This is a genomic window from Prosthecobacter sp. (genome assembly GCF_044378005.1).
GTDB lineage: Bacteria > Verrucomicrobiota > Verrucomicrobiia > Verrucomicrobiales > Verrucomicrobiaceae > Prosthecobacter.
On sequence record NZ_JBILYB010000004.1, the window covers coordinates 1 to 17,393 of the forward strand.

12 protein-coding genes and 1 pseudogene are annotated in these 17,393 nt (G+C 61.0%); 8 read left to right on the plus strand and 5 right to left on the minus strand.

From position 1 onward, the window contains the following. From AC6FTP_RS01450 to AC6FTP_RS01480, 7 genes and pseudogenes are all read left to right on the plus strand, one after another. Nucleotides 1–628 (plus strand): annotated as a pseudogene (locus AC6FTP_RS01450) (hypothetical protein); the annotation flags it as partial. Between the two features lie 190 nt (nt 629–818). Further along, complete coding sequence (locus AC6FTP_RS01455; protein ID WP_497205122.1) at nt 819–1,838, plus strand: AAA family ATPase; 1,020 nt, start codon at nt 819–821, stop codon at nt 1,836–1,838. Further along, nucleotides 1,835–3,664 (plus strand): hypothetical protein, encoded by a 1,830-nt coding sequence (locus tag AC6FTP_RS01460; RefSeq protein WP_497205123.1) that lies wholly within the window; start codon nt 1,835–1,837, stop codon nt 3,662–3,664. Before AC6FTP_RS01455 ends, AC6FTP_RS01460 begins: the two co-directional genes overlap by 4 nt. 295 nt (nt 3,665–3,959) lie before the next feature. After that, the gene (locus tag AC6FTP_RS01465; protein WP_497205124.1) at nt 3,960–4,994 is read left to right on the plus strand and encodes an ABC transporter ATP-binding protein; all 1,035 of its coding nucleotides are present in this window, start codon (nt 3,960–3,962) and stop codon (nt 4,992–4,994) included. 151 nt (nt 4,995–5,145) lie between these two features. Beyond that, the gene (locus tag AC6FTP_RS01470) at nt 5,146–7,215 is read left to right on the plus strand and encodes a BamA/OMP85 family outer membrane protein (protein WP_497205125.1); all 2,070 of its coding nucleotides are present in this window, start codon (nt 5,146–5,148) and stop codon (nt 7,213–7,215) included. Nucleotides 7,216–7,224: 9 nt separating this feature from the next. Beyond that, nucleotides 7,225–7,902, plus strand: coding sequence for a hypothetical protein (locus AC6FTP_RS01475; RefSeq protein WP_497205126.1), 678 nt, complete (start codon nt 7,225–7,227; stop codon nt 7,900–7,902). Next, the gene (locus tag AC6FTP_RS01480; protein ID WP_497205127.1) at nt 7,899–8,627 is read left to right on the plus strand and encodes a hypothetical protein; all 729 of its coding nucleotides are present in this window, start codon (nt 7,899–7,901) and stop codon (nt 8,625–8,627) included. Before AC6FTP_RS01475 ends, AC6FTP_RS01480 begins: the two co-directional genes overlap by 4 nt. A gap of 29 nt (nt 8,628–8,656) precedes the next feature. On the opposite strand, the gene AC6FTP_RS01485 is transcribed toward AC6FTP_RS01480, so the two are convergent. Beyond that, nucleotides 8,657–10,447 (minus strand): NADPH-dependent assimilatory sulfite reductase hemoprotein subunit, encoded by a 1,791-nt coding sequence (locus AC6FTP_RS01485; RefSeq protein WP_497205128.1) that lies wholly within the window; start codon nt 10,445–10,447, stop codon nt 8,657–8,659. Between the two features lie 195 nt (nt 10,448–10,642). Here AC6FTP_RS01485 and AC6FTP_RS01490 point away from each other — a divergent pair, with 195 nt between their 5' ends. Further along, nucleotides 10,643–10,987: a hypothetical protein gene (locus tag AC6FTP_RS01490; protein WP_497205129.1), complete on the plus strand. Its 345-nt coding sequence runs from the start codon at nt 10,643–10,645 to the stop codon at nt 10,985–10,987. On the opposite strand, the gene AC6FTP_RS01495 is transcribed toward AC6FTP_RS01490, so the two are convergent. The 4 genes from AC6FTP_RS01495 to AC6FTP_RS01510 are packed head-to-tail and all read right to left on the minus strand — an operon-like array spanning nt 10,988 to nt 17,358. After that, a complete protein-coding gene (locus AC6FTP_RS01495) occupies nt 10,988–12,859 on the minus strand; it encodes a heparinase II/III domain-containing protein (protein WP_497205130.1) in 1,872 nt (623 codons plus the stop codon). It lies immediately after the preceding gene. Nucleotides 12,860–12,914: 55 nt separating this feature from the next. Continuing rightward, the gene (locus AC6FTP_RS01500; RefSeq protein WP_497205131.1) at nt 12,915–15,047 is read right to left on the minus strand and encodes a bi-domain-containing oxidoreductase; all 2,133 of its coding nucleotides are present in this window, start codon (nt 15,045–15,047) and stop codon (nt 12,915–12,917) included. Between the two features lie 11 nt (nt 15,048–15,058). Then, on the minus strand, nt 15,059–16,450 hold the full coding sequence (locus AC6FTP_RS01505; protein WP_497205132.1) for a phenylacetate--CoA ligase family protein: 1,392 nt from the start codon (nt 16,448–16,450) through the stop codon (nt 15,059–15,061). 50 nt (nt 16,451–16,500) lie between these two features. Beyond that, a complete protein-coding gene (locus tag AC6FTP_RS01510; protein WP_497205133.1) occupies nt 16,501–17,358 on the minus strand; it encodes a hypothetical protein in 858 nt (285 codons plus the stop codon). Nucleotides 17,359–17,393 lie beyond the last annotated feature (35 nt).

Below are 17,393 nucleotides of genomic sequence, written 5' to 3' on the forward strand. Positions count from 1 at the left end.
CACCCAAGCCACCATGCCCTACGATCCCACCCTTCCACTGCCCAACTCGCCGCTCGAATCGCAGGTGATCCGCGATCAGTTCCAGGCGCTGTTTAATCTCATCAACAATATCGCCACCATCACCGCCGCGCAGGTGGACAGTGTGACGACGGTGAATCCCGGTGATCCCGCGAATGTGTCCGTCAGCGTGAGCGGCGGCACGCTGCACCTGAGCTTCAGCCTCCCGCGTGGGAATGACGGGGCACAAGGTGCCATGGGAAGCAATGGCAACGACGGTGCCCAAGGCCCCCAGGGACCGCCCTTTGCCAATGCCATCGTGGATGCGGTGAACACGCTGAATCCCGGTGAGCCTGCGACGGTGGGCGTGAACTTCGATGGCACGAACGTGCGCCTCACCTTCGGCATCCCGCGCGGCAGCGATGGGGCCACAGGCCCGGCGGGCCAGAACGGCGAAGTGACGCAGGTGGATCTGAACAACGCGCAGCTCAACACGCTGAGCCAGACGAGTAATATCGCGAACAGCGTGAGCACCCTGGACAACCCTTTCACCAATGACCCGCCCACGACGGCGGATATGGAGGTGATGCGGCAGGCCTACAATGATCTGGTGCTGGCCCTGCGGAGGTGATTGGAGATCAGGGGCTAAGCGCCACTCGACCGCCCATCATGGCCTCAATTACAGGATTAAAATGATTCACAGGATCAACAGGATTTTTCAGACCTGTTAATCCTGACAATCTTGTAAATCCTGTGGAGAGATCGTGGTGGCTGCTTTTCCTCTCGACTCGCCTGCCCTGTCGCTGCTTAACTCCGCGCCGATGTCCGCTGACGCGTTTGCCACTGAATCTGAGCTTGTCTCCGCCTCGAAACCCATTGCTGCGCTTCGGCAGGCTTTGAATGAGGTGCTGTTTGGGCAGAATGAACTCATCGATCTGACGCTGTGCGGAGTCATCGCACGCGGGCATGTGCTGCTGGAAGGTCTGCCTGGGTTGGGCAAGACGGAGCTGGTGAAGGGACTGGCGAAGGCGCTGAACCTCACGACGCGGCGGGTGCAGTTCACCCCGGATCTTTTGCCAGGTGACATCACCGGGAATCCCGTGCTGCAGGAGGTAGATGGGCGGCGCGAGTTCGTCTTCCAGCCGGGACCGATCTTTACGAATCTGCTGCTCGCGGATGAGATCAATCGCGCCTCGCCGAAGACGCAGTCGGCGCTGCTCGAAGCCATGCAGGAGCGTCGCGTGACCGTGCTCGGGCAGACGCACACGCTGCCTGATCCGTTCTTCGTGCTCGCCACGCAGAACCCCATCGAACTCGAAGGCACCTACCCGCTACCTGAGGCGCAGGTGGACCGCTTCCTCTTCAAATTGGAGGTGCTGCGCAACAGCGCGGAGACACTGGCGAAGATCGTCACGCATCGTGAACTCGGCGTGGAGCCGCAGGTGCCTGCGATCACGACGCGTGAGGAGTTTGCGCATATCCAGGCCGTGGCGCGGCGCGTGTACCTGCCGGAGATCGTCGCGGATTACATCGCCCGCATCGTCGATGCCACGCATCCGGGTCAGTCAAAGGCAGCCGAGGGTGTGCGCTTCGGTGCGAGTCCGCGTGCGGCACTGAGTCTTGCTTCGGCGGCGAAAGCGCGTGCGCTGATGCATGGCAGGCCGAATGCGAGCTTTGAAGATGTGCAGGCGCTGGCACTGCCGGTGCTGAATCATCGTGTGCTGCTGGACTACACCGCCCGCATGGACGGCCGCACGAGTGCCAGCGTGGTGCGTGCGATCCTCACCGAAGTGCCGGTGCAGAATCTGGTGACACCGAAGACTTTGAAGGAGGCGGCATGAATCGGGAGACTTTTCAAATCACGCTCCTGCTCTGCTTGCTAGCTTCATCAGCGCTGGCGCAGAAGACCATCACGAATGGCAATCTCACGAGCGATGGCGCACGCGCGCTGGAGATCCGCAGCGTGTTTGATCCGATGCCGCCTTCTGGTTACGCGCCGCTGCGCATCGTGGCGACGAACGGGACGGATGGCGACATGCGCTGGGATTTTTCCATGCTCTCGAAGACGCAGGAGTTTCGTCGGGAGAACGAGCATCGCAGTCGTCTCGCGCTCGCGGTGCCAGCTCACAACACGCAGTCGGTCACCTTCCTCGCGCCGCTCGCGGTGAATTATGGTGCCAGCAGCCGAGGCTACGGGAACAACAGTCATCAGCTTCATATCTCCGTCGATGTCCCGGGACTGAGCACGAAGTCTTTCCAAGACTACGCCAACCGAGCCGATGACTTCCCCGCCATCGCCATCAGCAAAGGGCTGGCGGATGCAAATCACTCGAAACTGAAGGACGAGATCGAAAGACGAACCAAATCTGGCTCAAGAGGAGGTGGCAGCAGCAATTTCTTCGGCAGTGCCTTTTCTCCTGCCGATCTACCGGAAGACTGGCGTGGCCTCAGCGGCTTTGATTTCCTCATGATCAGCAGCAGCGAATGGCAGTCGCTGAAGCCTGGGCAGCAGCTCGCGGTGATGCAGTGGGTGCGTTTATCTGGTGAACTCCACATCTACACCGCGGCCGGCATCACGCCCGCGGGACTCGGTTTGCCAGCGGGCTTCGAGTCGGATCAAAAGGAAGTCTCGCTCGGAGTGATCAAACTCATCCGATGGGTTGGAACGTCACTGGATGCAGGGGTCACCGTCGGCCGCTACTACGGCGTGAAGACACGCGAGCAGGACATCACCGGCAGCTACGCCGGAAAGACGACCGGCAGCGCTCCCGGCAACCCGATGTGGAGTCTGCTGAATGCCCTCGGTGAGCGCAACTTCGCCTCGTGGCAGGTCGTGGTGTTCCTCGTCGTCTTCGGCATTCTCGTCGGGCCTGTGAATCTCTTCGTGCTCGCGCCATCGGGGCGGCGGCATCGCTTGTTCATCACCACACCTCTGCTGTCCGTCGGCGCGAGTTTGCTCATGGTGGGCATCATTTTGACTCAAGACGGCACGGGCGGCATGGGCGCGCGATTCATCGCCATCGACCTCCAGCCGGAAGAAGCTGCGGCCTATGTCACGCAGGAGCAGGTGAGCCGCACCGGCGTGCTGCTCGGTGGTGGATTCGAGGTGAAGCAGCCCGCGCTCATCGAGCCACTCGCGCTGCCAGACACGCCCTGGGTGAAGCTGAAAAACAACAACAACTCCCAACCCGCGCAGCTCTCCCAGGAAGGCAGTGCGCGTGGCGGCAATTACTTCCAAAGCCGCGCCGAGCAGGGGCAAATCCTGCGCGCTGTGGTGTCCTCGCGTGCTCGATTGGAAATGAAAACGGGACTCGCTGCTGACGCTGCGCCCGAAGTCATCTCCGCGCTCGGGTTCAGCATCGATGACCTCTTTTATGTGAACGCCAACGGCGGTGTCTGGCGCGCGAAAGGTGCGCTCGCCACAGGCCAGCAGGTGAAGCTCACCAAGTCCGATAGCAGCACGCTCCGCAGTATTATCGAAGACCCGATCAAACTCTCCGGCGGTCACACGCGCAGCCGCTTGATGGGCCTGATCAACGGCACACCAGCCCGGAACACCTTCTTCGCCATCGCCAAAGCCGCGCCCGGCTTTGCCATCGACACACTGCCTTCCATCCGCTGGCAGCAGGATCGCGTGGTCGTGTTTGGTTCGCTTCTTCAGCCATAAGAAGATTGTTCGAAATGCTCATCGCTCACTCTCCCGCATCGAAGGCCTCCAAGCCCTCTGGTCCCTCTCCCCGCGATGGAATGTCATTCGCGGAGAAGGTGTGTTGCGGGGAGAGGCTAGGTGAGGGGAACTCACCGCCTCGCATCGGCACAAAGGTCAGCCCCTCACCCCAACCCTCTCCCCGGAACTCATTCTTGGGTGCATTCGATGTCCACTGCCGGGGAGAGGGGGCCAAGCCGCGCCTTCGTCCTTCTTTCGTCATTCGGAGTTAGTCATTCGTCATTACCCTTCCACCATGTCCTCACCCGCCGAACTCGATACTTCCCAGCCTGCCATCGTCGTGGAGGATCTGCGGCGCAGCTTTGGCGCGCTGAGAGCGGTGGATGGTGTCTCCTTCAGCATCAATCACGGCAGCGTCGTCGGCTTTGTCGGGGCGAATGGCGCGGGCAAAACGACGACGATGCGCATCCTCGCCACGCTCGATCATCCGAGCGGCGGCATCGCCAAGGTCGGCGGACACAATGTCGTGCATTATCCCGCGAAGGTGCGCCGTCTGCTCGGCTGGATGCCGGACAGCTTCGGCACTTACGAGCACATGACCGTGCTGGAGTACCTCGACTTCTACGCGCGAGCGCTTGGCTACAAAGGCGCGGAGCGGCTCCAGCGCATTCAGGAGGTGATGGACTTCACCGATCTCACACCGTTGGCGGATCGCCTGAGCAACAAGATGTCCAAAGGCCAGACGCAGCGACTCTGCCTGGGCCGCGCGCTGCTGCATGACCCGCAGATTTTGATCATGGACGAGCCTGCGGCAGGTCTCGACCCGAAGGCGCGCGTGGAGCTGAAGAGCCTCATCCGCATCCTCGCCGATGAGGGAAAAACCATCCTCATCAGCTCGCACATCCTCAGCGAACTCGGCGAGATGTGCGACACGCTGCTATTCATCGACAAAGGCCGCATCGTGCATCACGGCGATGCCGAGAGCATGACCCGCACGAGTGCCACGCCCGAGACGCTCGTGAACGTGCAGATCTCCGGTGAGCCCGCCAAACTCATAGAATGGGCACTCACCGCGCCACTCGTGAAGGTGGTGGATGAAACGAAACGCGGTGCCCGACTCCGCATCGAGTCCACAGACGAAGCCGTGCTCGCCGGCACGCTGAAGCGCATGATCATCGACGGCCTGCTCGTCACCGATTTCCACCGCGAAGAGCGCCGTCTCGAAGATGCCTTCATCGACATGCTCGGCCAGATTGACAAAGGCAGCTTCAAAGGCGAGACGGCGGGGAATGTCACGCCGCAAATACCCCCGCCGCTGCCTCCGCAGTAATCGGAGTGTCGCGGCAGCGTCCTGGAGTGCGGTGGCAGAACCCCAAAGGGGTGCCGACACCGCTTTCGACGGCACTGAGAGTTTACGAACGACGGGAGACACCGGAAAGCGGCGTCACAGCCGCCGCACTCCAAGACGCTGGCGCGCTCTCATGGCGCTCCTTTTGATCTCATGCCTCACCTTTGCTCAGGTGCCGGATCAATCGGTGCGTGAAGGCGCAGTCACCGTGCAGGTGCAGGGCGGCGAGCCAACCCAGTGGGAAACATTGCAGTCGATGCTGAAGGACCAGCTCACGCTCTCCGGCACGAGTGCTGTCACGGAGCCGCTGGCAGACGACCTGGCCTTCTTCACGCGGCAGCATTACATCCGCGAGGGTTGGCCGGAGGCGGAGGTGCGCTGGGAGATCAAGAGCAGCGTCATCGTGCTCACGGTGCAAAGCGGGCCGCAGACGCGAGTGGGCAGCGTGACTTGGAAAGGTGACACCGCGATCCTGCCGCAGGAAGAGATGCGGAAGTTCCTGCTGCGACCGAGCATCGAGAAAGACGGCGCGGACAAACAAAATCCCGTATGGGTCGGCGGTGATCTGAACACGGGTGCCGGACTGGTGCAGCGACGACTGCGTGCGGAGGGTTATTTGAATGCTGAGACGACGCTGCTGCCTGCTGCTGGCCTCGATCCCGAGGGGCGACGCGATCTGACGCTGGAGGTCAAAGCGGGGCCGCAGTTTGAGTTCGGGCAGGTGAGCTTCAGCGGCGCACCGCCGGAGTTGATGAAGCGCGCGCATGAGATCATCGCATCGGTGAATGGTGGACCTTTTAATGAAGCGCGCGTGCAGCAGATCGAGACACAGCTCACCAGCCTCGCGCATGAGGCAGGCTGGCTCGATGCGGAGACGACCTCGAAGTATGATCTCGGCACGAAGGGCGGTACGGTGGATGTGGATCTCGTTTTAAAACCCGGCGCGCGCTACCGCGTGGGGCAGGTGGTGCCGAATGCGGGCTTCAGCAAAGGCTCGCAGCGTGTGATCAAGGCTGGCTTTCGTGAGTTGGAGAATCACTACTACTCGGCGGACAATCTCGACCTCGTGTTCCGGCGTGCTTTGGACACGAGCATGTTTGCCCGGCTGGATGTGGACCCCGTGAAGGTGCCTGATGCCGAGCCGCTGCCGGTGAACATCAAACGTGGTGTCGATGAAGCGAACGCACCTGTCGCTGATCTGCACATCGCGGGTGAAGAGACGAAGCCGAAGACGCTCGGCTTTGAACTCGGCTTCGACACCTTCCTGGGACCGCAGTTTGGCGTGACGTGGAAGAACACCAATCTCTACGACACAGGCAACACGCTGGCGGCTGATCTGAGCTGGAGCACGGCGGGGCCGCTCGGCTCCGTGAGCATCAAAGATCCGGCTTTCATGAACTCCACCTACGCCGCCACGGCAAGGCTGGCGGTGGAGAGCTTCGATCTCTTCGAGTATGCGCGCTATGGCACGAGCCTGAATGTGGAACTCGCCCGCCGCGTGAGCCGCACCTTTAGTTATGGCCTCTTCGGCGGTCTCTCGATCAACACAGTCGATTCCACGGTGCTCACGGAAGAAGAACTCGGCCCGGACCTCTACACGCTGGCCTTCGTCGGCATGAACTTCATGCTCGATCATCGCGACAGCGCGGTGCTACCGAAGAAGGGATGGTTTCTCAATGCGCGCATCGAGACGACACTCGATGCCATGGGCTCCGGCGTGAGCTACCTGCGCACCGATCTGCGCGGCGCGTGGTATCAGCCGATCACGAAGAAGTTCCGCTTCGCCGCCGGTGCCGCTTTGCTGAATATCCAAGGCGCAGCCGCCGAGGACATCCCCATTGATTCACGTGTCTTCAATGGCGGCCCGAACAGCGTCCGTGCCTTCGCCGAGCGCGAACTCGGGCCACTCACGCAAGGCGGCACGCCGCTCGGTGGCACGTCGGCTTTGATCACGAGCGCTGAGTTCAGTTACGAAATCTACAACAACCTCGAGTTCGCCGTCTTCACCGACATCGGCAGCCTCGGTCGCGATAACAACAGCAGTCCTTTCAGCTACAGCGGCGACTTCCGCACCGCCGTCGGCGCTGGGTTGCGTTATCACCTGCCCTTTGGCCCGATTCGCATCGACTACGGGCACAACCTGTCGGCCAAAGAAGGCGAAGGCAGTGGAATGCTGCACATCACCGTGGGGTTTGCCTTTTAGCTCAAGATCATGCGCGTGGTTGCCTTCAGACTTGGTTTTCTGCTGCTGCTCATGACCTCTTTGGCTCGGGCGCATCCTTCCGACATCAGCTATCTGCGAGTGAAGCTGGAGCGGCAGCGGGTGGAGATGCGGTTCACCTTCAATCTGGTGATGCTGATTCGTTTCGTCGGCAGCATGGACGCGAATGGGGATCGGCAGATCGATAAGGCGGAACTGGATGCAGCGACGCCCAAGTTGCTGGCCTTTCTCGGGCAGAAGGTGCAGGTCGAGGTGAATGGGCAGAAGGCCTCGCTCGGCACAGCGAAGCCGCTGGAATGCGTGTGGCCGTCCGCCGATGGCGCGATGCGGGTGGCAGAGGCGGATTATCTGGTGCGGTATGTGGACATCACGTTCACGCAAGAGGTCTCGCCGGTGCTGGCGGATGTTTGGCTGGGGTTTGATCTTTGGGAGCAAACCGGTCCGTTGGGCACGATCGAGGCTACGTATGAACAGGACGAACTGCGCACTCAGGTACCTTTCAGTCTGAGCGAGCCGGACTACCTTTACGACACAGGCTACGCGGTGGAGTCGGTGTTTCAGGAGCCTGCGAAATCGCATGACTGGCGTCCGTGGGCGATGGGCACGTCGCTTTGCCTCGTCGCTTTGGGGGCTTGGTGGCGACTCATCAAATGCAAGTCACAGACATGAGCTACCACCTCGCCGGCTTCATCAATTCGGTCATCTTCCTGCTGACGTTGGGTGGATTGTGGGAGCAGTTGCGGGTCGTTTGGGATCGCAAACAGCAGGTGCTGGATGGGCGGCTTCAGGATGGAACGACGGCGGTGCTGTCTCTGAACCAGTTCGTCAGCAGCTATCTGGCTTTCTTTTCCTTCTTCCTCTACGGTGCCTGCCTGGAGCGGTTCAATCACTACCTCGTGTGGACGAGATTGGCGGCATCACTGCTCTCACTGGCCGTGCTTTGGGAGATCATGCGGGCCAGACGCGATCGACTTTCGACGATGAACTTTGCGCTTTGCACGGGCGTGTTTTTTGGGCTGCCGAGCCTGCTGATGATCAACGCTGAAGCTGTGGTGTGGTGTCGCAGTCTTTCACAGGCGCTGATCGTGGTGGCGACAGTCATTCTGGCGCAGGGCTACACGCACCAAATCCTGCTGATCCGACGTTCAGGGCGCACGGGCGCGGTGTCGATCCGCATGCATCAGTTCTTCCTGCTCAAAGACATCTCGACGGTCGTTTTTGCTGTGGCGATGGGACTTCGTACGGGCTGGCCGCTGCTACTGCTATCGACCGTCAGCGGCCTGACAAAGGTCGGAACTCTGTGGCATTTCCGCTGGGCCAGATTGAGCCCGATCGCGGAGCAAAGGCGGCGTTTAACCAATGAAATGCCGCCTGAAATCGTCGTCAGTTCTTAACGGCGATTTCAGGCTGAAAGCAGGGTCGATTATTCCGCAGCACTCACCTTTTCGCCGGCCAGCTTGGCGGCGCGTTCGGCGAGTTCGATGTGGAATTGCTCGGGCTGAGGCGCCTCACCGAGAGTGCGGGCGCGGGCGAACCAGTCGGCGAAGATTTCGCCTTCTTTGCGCTCGGCTTTGAAGGCTTCGAGCAGTTCGCGGACTTTCACGGGGACATCTTCACCGAGGACACTTTTGTATTCGAGGCCGGCGAGGCGGTTTCCACGGATGCTGCCGCCGACGAACATGGCGTACTTGTTTGGCGAGCGTCCCACGAAGCCGAAATCGGCGTTGTAAGGGCGGCCACAGCCGTTCGGGCAGCCGGTCATGCGGAAGAGGATCGGTTCGTCTTCGAGACCGAGTTCGCGCAGCGTGGCGTCGATCTTGTCCATGAAGCCAGGGAGGGCGCGCTCGGACTCGCTGAGGGCCAGGCCGCAGGTCGGCAGGGCGACGCAGGCGTGGGCGACCTTGCGGGCACGGGTCATGCCATCTGAATGGACGACGCCGTGCTTGGCGAGGATGGCATCGACCTTGGCTTTGTCGGCTGGATCGATGTCGGCGAGGATGAGATTCGTGTTTGGCGTGACGATGATCGGGCATTTCACCGTCTCGGCGATCTCGCGGAAGCAGGCGCGGTATTGCGGGCCGTTTTCGCGGTCCACGATGCGGCCCATGCTGACAAAGACGGCGCAGTAGAGCTTGCCGTCACCCTGCTCGTGCCAGCCGAGGTTGTCCTCGACGGTGTCGAAGCTGAGCTCCTTCGGCGGGAAGGTCTCGATGCCAGGGAGGCGGCGCACGACTTCGGCGCGGAAGCCATCCAGACCCATGGTCTGCACGGTGTATTTGAGACGGGCGTTTTTGCGCTCGGTGCGGTTGCCATGGTCACGCTGGGCGGTGACGACGGCTTCGATGGCATCGACCACGTTGGTGCGCTTTGCGTAAAGCAACGGCTGGCCGAGGAACGGACGCGTGCTGAGCTGACCGTGGCTCATGCCAAAGCCACCACCGACGGTGATGGTGTAGCCTTCGACTTCGCCATTCACGACGTGTGGCACGAGGCCGACGTCCTGGGAATAGATGTCCGCGTCGTTGCAGGGCTGGATGGCGACGCCGATCTTGAATTTGCGGGGCAGATAAACTTTACCGTAGATGGGATCATCGCCTTCGGGAGCCTTGGTGGCCTCACGGACGGCTGGATTGACCTCGGGGTCTTTGATCCACTCGGGATCGATCTTTTCACCGTCGAGCCAGATGTCGGCATAGGCAGTGGAGCGCCAGAGGAAGCGCTGGCTGATCTCTTCCGTGAGCTTCTGGGTGTCGGCATGGACGGCGTCTTTTATCGGCGCGGCGGGGCCCATGGTGTTGCGCACGACATCGCCGCAGGCACCCATGGTGCTGAGGCCGCTCTGGCAGACATTGTGGATGACTTCTTTCAGGCCGCCTTTGAGCACGCCGTGGAGCTGGATGCCCTGGCGGTTGGTCAGGCGCATGTTGCCGCAGGCTTTCGTGCAAAGATCGTCGTGGATGAGCCACTGCGCGGAGGAGATGCGGCCGCCGGGCATCTTGCTGCGGATCATGAAGCTCCAGGCTTTTTCGAGCTTGGCCTTGGTGCGCTCGGCGCGCACGTCGCGGTCGTCCTGCTGGTAGGAGCCGTGGTGCTTGAGGAGAATGTTCGAGTCCTCCGGGATGTTTGGGGTGCTGGTGTCAGCGAATAGCTCGCCAAGCTGACCGCGGAGTCCGGCGGAGGCGAGTTTGATGTCTTCAACGGAGGCTTTGCTCATGTCTGGGTAATTTTAAAAAGGCTCGTGAGAATCGCCGATCCTTTTGGGAAAGCAAGCCGGGAGGCGAACGATTTATATGATTGTCTATAGGTAATGTCGGGATTGCGGCTTTGGTTACATGGAAATTATAATAATTTGTGTTTTACCTCAGTATCTTTTTGAAATTCTTGGGTTCTGCCTTTAATTTTCGACGCAATGAACTTTCCGCCACTGCCCGAAGTCCCTGAACTGAGTGATGACAAGCTGCCGACAAAAGAGCAGCTTGTCGCGCTGCGGCAAACTTTGGAGCGCGTGCGCCAGGAGCTCGATCAGCTCTCAGGACTACAGGAGGAGAGGAGCACTCCATCCCCTCCGAAACCCTGCCTCTTTGAGGCACGACCAACGGTGTTTGAAAGCCTCCCAATGCGTCCGGTGGTGCGCACAGTGATCGAACCAGTCGAGTCCAAGTCGGATGCACTGCTGGAAAAGGCAACGCTGGATGAATTGAACATGGCCCTGGGTCTCGCCTTTGCGCAGATCGCCAGCAAACGGGTGTGGTGATCAGGCTAGACGCTGGATTGTCGTCACCAAACCGGCGCGCACATTCCGCACGGAGATGACTCTGGCCATCTCAATGCAGCCATAGGCGGGCGAGACGCGTCGTTCATCGAGAGTTACGTCGGCATCACTGGTTTGTAACGTGAGCTGCCAGCGCTTCCCGGCACGGGCGATGACGAAGGTGCTCTCGGCACCTGAAGAAGTTTGTTTCACGACGGCCCCTGGAGGCAGAGTCCATGTGACAGCAAAAGGCTTTCGATAGTCTTCGGTATCGCGGATTTCGAGGTGGTTCTCCTGACGGCGAACCTGACGTTGAAAGGAATGGCGCTCGTGCTCGAATCGAGCCATGGCGGTGCTGCCCTCGACGACAAGCTTTGGCACCGGATGATGCTGGATCTGGAGGAAGGGGCCGATGCGGCGCGGTGTCTCGAAGCCAGCAGGATGCGGCTGTGGACCGTTATGGGCAGTCCATCCGGCGAGCTCCGCGCGCAGCGCAGCGTGACCGTGATAACCTCCGGTGCCAGGATCGATAAGCAAAGCGTGGGGGCCATCCCAGACCGAGACGTGCAACGCATCGCCATGACCATGCGCTGCGAGGCGACCAAAGCCGAGCGGGGAGGCATCCAGCCGCGCCACCCAGCCGTGCGAGCGCAGCGCAGCGTAGCCAGAGGTGGCAAAAAACTGCCACTCATGAACTGTCAGCCCGGCGGTGGGTGTGTTCATGGCGACCATGGGTGGCGGGCCAAGCCACCAGCGGAGGCTGCCTTCATCACCGAGCAACCATGCACGCCACTCTTCAGCCGCATGAGTGCTGCTTTGAGTGAGCGGCACGACGACAGCGTCATCGCTATCGCCGAAATCCCAAGGCTCGGTGCCGTGGCCGAGCGCTAGGTAAAAACGCGCCGCCAGCGCCAGGCGATCATGCACCGCTCCTGCGCGACAGCCCACTGTGCGGGCGGCCTGCCAGGCGAGATCAAAGGCGAAGGCGTGGTAGTGCAGCGCCTGCTCGTGAGAACCGCCATCTGTGGCAAACTGCGCCAGCACTTCCTTCCCGAGGGAATCCCACGCGGTCTCGGCACTGCACGCGATCTTTTCCAAAGCGGGCCAGCGTGAGACGGCGAGGACGAGCGCTGCGAGTTCGCCCAATAAATGGTTGTTTGCTGAAGAACCTGCGGAGCGATGCCGCCAAACCCACGCGGCGTGAACGGGCACGATGCGTCTGCGCAGTGCCGTCTGGTGATCCCGCAGCGAATGGCCGCGCGCCGTCTGGTTCGTGGTCCAGGCAGTCACCAGCGCGTCGAACCAAGTAAAGTTGATCAGGCGCAGCGCCACTTCCAGCGGGCTGGTCCAGTTGATGCCGATGCCGGGTGGGTTGCGCTCGCACCAGTCCTCCAGCCAGAGCTGTGCAGTGCGGATGGCGTTGGCGTCGTCATTCAGCCAGCCATGCATGGCCAGCCGCGTCATCTCCGTCCAGCGATTGATCTCCCAGATGGTCCGTGCATCGGCGCCATCGGACAGGCGGCGGTAGTCGAGCCGATAGGTCGGCGTGTCGTGGGCGATCACGACACCGCAGGCTGGATCGCGGTGCCAGCACGGTGGTGCGCCGACCTCCACCGCCTTCCAGCCAAAGAGCTGCCACTCGCCAAGCAGGAGCTTTTTCGCATCTGCTGCGAGCTGCGTGCGCAGAGCTGCCGGAGCCAGCCCGAGATCAGGCAGACGCGCTGCTTTGTCATCGGCGGCACCGGGGTCGAACTTCGCCACACGTCGCACGAACCCACTTTGCGTGAGCTGCCGCCACCAGTCGCCAAAACGGTGCGTCACCTCTCCAGGGCTCATGGCCCGGAGTCGATGGACATACCAAGCGAGACGCGACATAGCGCCTCTTCTAGCGTCCCCCGTGCCGAGGCTCAAGCCCCGTTCACAGGTTCATTCAAATCAGGAAGCCGCGTCCCTCGCGCAGACTCTCCATCACGGCAAAGGTCAGCACCATGCTCTGACGTGCCTCTGGATATGGCAACGGGTGGGCATTCTGACCTTTCAAGTAGGCCAGCCAAGCCGCCATTTCCTCTGCGTGACCTTTGCTGCCAAACTTCGTCACCACTCGCTTGCGGCGGCGATGGATCGCCAACTCTTGGAAGTTCACGCACTCCGCCACGAGCCCGCTGGCAAAGACGCGGAAGGTTTCCTTCGGGAAGGCGAAGTCGCCCTCCGCCGAATAGATGATCTGTGCCGCCGAGCCATCGGCAAACTCGATCTGCGCGGTGACGGAATCCGGGAAGGCACTGCGTCCCACGGTCTGTGCGGTGACACGGGTAGGCTTGCCGAGCAGGTGGCAGGCGAAGTCGAAGAAGTGGCAGGCCTCGCCGAGCACGCGCCCGCCGCTTTCCTCCAGATTGGCATACCAATGATCCGGCGCGAGAGGTCCGGCGAAGACGTGGAAGGCGAGTGTCTTCGGCCCGGAGATGCCGCTCAGGATCTTTTTCAGCTCCACGGTGGCTGGCGCAAAACGGCGATTGAAGCCGACCATGACGCTGCCCTTGGATTCGCTCATGGCGGAGTCGATCTGAGCAAGTTCATCCCGAGTCAGGCAGAGTGGTTTTTCGACGAAGACATGCTGATTGGCAGCGAGAGCACGGATGGTGAGCGGCGCGTGCAAGTGATGCCGTGTGCCGATCATCACGGCGCCGTCTTTGCCTTCGAAGACCTTCGCCGCATCCGTCTCGGCATTCGCGAAGCCGAATTTTTCCTTCACATGCCGCGAGCTGAGCCCGGTGGCATTCACGATGGTGCCGAGGGTGATCCGACCCTTCACATGAGGCAGCAACATCGTGCGGGCGAAGTTGCCCGCGCCGATGACATGCAGCACGCCTGCCGGCGTGAATGACGAATGACGAAGTTCGAATGACGAAACTTCTGAAGGCTTGGGCTTTTCGTCATTCGTCATTCGAGCTTCGTCATTCGGATACTCTATCACCACCCCCAGCTCGGCCTCCAGATGATCATAAACCGCGAGCACCTCGCCAAACGCCACACGTCGCGTCGTTACCGGCCTCAAATCCAGCGCGCCGGATTTCATGAGGTGTAGGCAGGCTTCGAAGTTGCGGTTCTCCGTCCAGCGGACGTGGCCGATGGGGTAGTCGTGGCCGCCCCATTCGTAGCTCGGATCGTAGCGACCAGGGCCGTAGCTGCGGGAGTAGCGGACCTGGATGTCCTTCATGTAGGCGGTCTTCCAGCTCAGCTCGGCATCGTAGATACCCACGATGACCATGACGCCGCGATCACGCAGGCAGGCGATGGCGCTGTCCGCAGCATCGCGACCTTTGCCGCCGACGCAGAGCAGCACGGCATCGACTCCGTGACCCTCTGTCCAGGCACGGACTTCGTCTTCGAGCTTCGACTGCGAGGGATTCACCACACGCTCGGCACCCATGGCGAGAGAGGTTTGCAAACGTGCCGCCACGAAGTCCACAGTCATCACGCGAGCGCCGGAAGCTTTGAGCAAACTCGTGGCGAGCAGGCCAACAAGTCCTTGGCCCATGACGAGCACACGCTCACCAAGACGAGCGCCGGATTGGCGGACGCCTTCCATCGAGATCGAGGCGAGGGTCGTGTAAGCCGCCTGCCAGTCTTCCACCCCTTCAGGAATCGGAACTGCAAGCAGATCGGGTACGCCGATCATCTCCGCATGAAAGGCACACTCCGCACCGCCACATGCCACACGATCACCAATTCGGAAGCGCGTGTTCAGTTCATCAACGGCGACGACGACCCCCGCCGCCGAGTAGCCGAGTGGTGTGGGGGATTCGAGTCGGTTGCGGACCTTTTCGAGAGCTGACTTCCAGCCCAGCGTGCGGGCAGTGTCGATCACCTTCTTCACCTGATCCGGGCGGGCTTTCGCCTTTTGCAAAAGTGACATCCGAGCCTGCTCCACCTTCATCTTTTCAGTCCCCGGCGAGATCACCGAACACGTCGTCCGCACAAGGATACCCCCTGGCGGCGGCATCGGCGCAGGCACCTCCTGGAGTTCGAGACGACCGTCCTGATATTGGGCGAGTTGTTGCATGAATGGAGAGGTCAGTGATTCAGCTTTGTCACCAGCCACTTGTGCTTCCCAGCGGCGGTTTTTTCGACTTCGGGGACTTCCTTCAGGGTGAGGGTGAAGTCGTCGCCCAGCTTATGAAGCAATCCGGTGCGGATGGGTTCGAGGCGCGAGCTTTGCCACTGGGGGCCGGGCTGGTAGCGGAATTCGACATCGCCGGGCTTTTCCTGGGCGAACTGCACGGCGAGAAGACTGTCAAAAATGCGGTCGTGCATGTTGATGGCCGTGAGGGAGATCTGGCGGCCTGTGGCGCTGACGAGAAACTCGTAGTCGCGCCCGACGACGGCGGCGATCTCGGTCATGCCGGGCAGCTCGTTTTCGGGCTGGTTGGAGAAGCGGGCGTAGTCGCCGGTGCGGTAGCGCACGAGTGGCATGGCGTGATTGTGAAAAGAGGTGCCGATGATCTCGCGGTGGCCGTTTTCGTCGGGCGTGGCGAACTCGACGAAGCCATAGGTGGGCCAAAAGTGGAGGTGGTCTGACTGGCGGCCCTGCCCGGCGAGCACGACGCGCTCGCTGTGTCCATACCAATGGAAGACGCGGGTTCCGAGAATGCGCTCCAGATACTCCTGCGAGTCAGCGGTGAGCTTTTCAGAACCACAGAGCACGGAAGTGAGGCGGAAGTCGAGCTTCAGACCGGTTTGCTCCAAGCCACGGGCGAGCAAAAGGGCGGCGCTGGGGTAGGCGTGCAGATGCTGCGGGCGGAAGCGATTCAGCGCGGCGACGTATTCGGGCAGGCGCTGGGCGGTGAGGTGGTAGGAGGAGAGGATGAGCCAGTCCCGAGTGGCATCGTAGGAGCTAATGCGGCCACGGGCTTTGTTGGAGGTCACACCGCCCCGGATGACGGCCACGCGATCTCCGACGCGGTAGCCCCGGCGTGACCATTGAGCTTCGAGGTAGGCCTGCTCCTTGGGCCGACTGATGCCGCGCTGGAGGTAAAAGCCGACGGGCACACCGCTGGAGCCGCCGGTGGTGATGTAGAGGCGCTGTTTGGCATGGATCTCGGGGTTCACTAGCTCCTCACGGTGCTCGAGGAGATCCTGCTTGGTGAGGAAAGGGTATTCGGCGAGCTGCTCCAGGGATTCAAACTGATCGGGCTTCACCCCTGCTTTAGCGAAACGGCGGGCGTAAAGCGGGGCATTGCTGGCGGCGATGAGGCTCTCTCTCAGTGCTTGGACCTGATAGCGGCGGATCGTCTCCAAATCCCACGTCTCGACCAAGGCGGCTTCTTTTTGAAAACGAGCATACTCACTGCCGTAACGCCATGCAGCGGGCAGGCTGCGGAAGGCGCGCCCGGCGAGGGATTTAACCGGCTGCGGAGCGGCATCGTAGAGCCGGAGCAGCGGGTAGAGTTTGTCTTCGAGAGACATTCAGCGGGCTTTCTTTGCCCTGAAGACAGGGACCGCCGGGAACGCGGAGGTCAGCGGGCCGCCTTGCCCAGCTTGCGGAAGCGGCGCAGCATGACGACGAGGCCGGTGCAGGCGATCAACAGGGCTCCACTTGGCTCTGGGACGGGCGAGAGAATGATGAGCGCATCCTGCCAGTTGTAGTCAGGAGCGTTGGGATCGGTGTTATTGGCGATCGAGAAATTGGAATTGGCGACGAGGTAGGTGCCTTGAACGGCATAGGTGTCAAAAAAGGTCGTGCCTGCCTTCGCGGCGACATCATTGATGATGGAGTCAAAGAGCACCTGACGTGCAGCAAGTGCTGGGAGGTTACCAGCCGCGTTTCCTGGCTCGAACACGAATGGGTTCAGGCCCGCAGTGCCAATATCCGTGAAGTCCGTTTTGCCAGGGGTGCCATAGACATCAGCCAGGAAATTCTGAACGGTGAAGAAAGCGTTATAGAAAGTATCGTCGGCACCAAAGCCTGCGGCGTTGCTGCTCTGCTCTGTGAACCGGCCAGAAACGCCCACCTCGCTCCAGGGCAGATAGGTATCCAGCACATATTCCATGATGCGGACCTGATTCGGGAGGGCGGTGTAGAAGGCGGCGTTGTTTTGATAGTCGGTGAGACGTTCGGTGTTCTGCTGGTCCCAGGCATCGGAGAGACTGAGAGCATCGGCAATCAACCCTTGTCCATTGCCCGCACCATTGGTGCCACTGGTGGGCTCGACACACATCCACCAATAATTGCCACCATCGAAGACACCGCCGGAAATTTCATAAACACCGCCATAGCCGTCACGATCCACGCCATTGATAGCTGCAGTCTGGGCGCTGGCATTTATGCTTAGCAGCCCAATCGACAAGCAAAGAAAGAGGCAAGAAAGTTTCATGAACTAAATTTTATTATAAAACACCCATTAAGGCA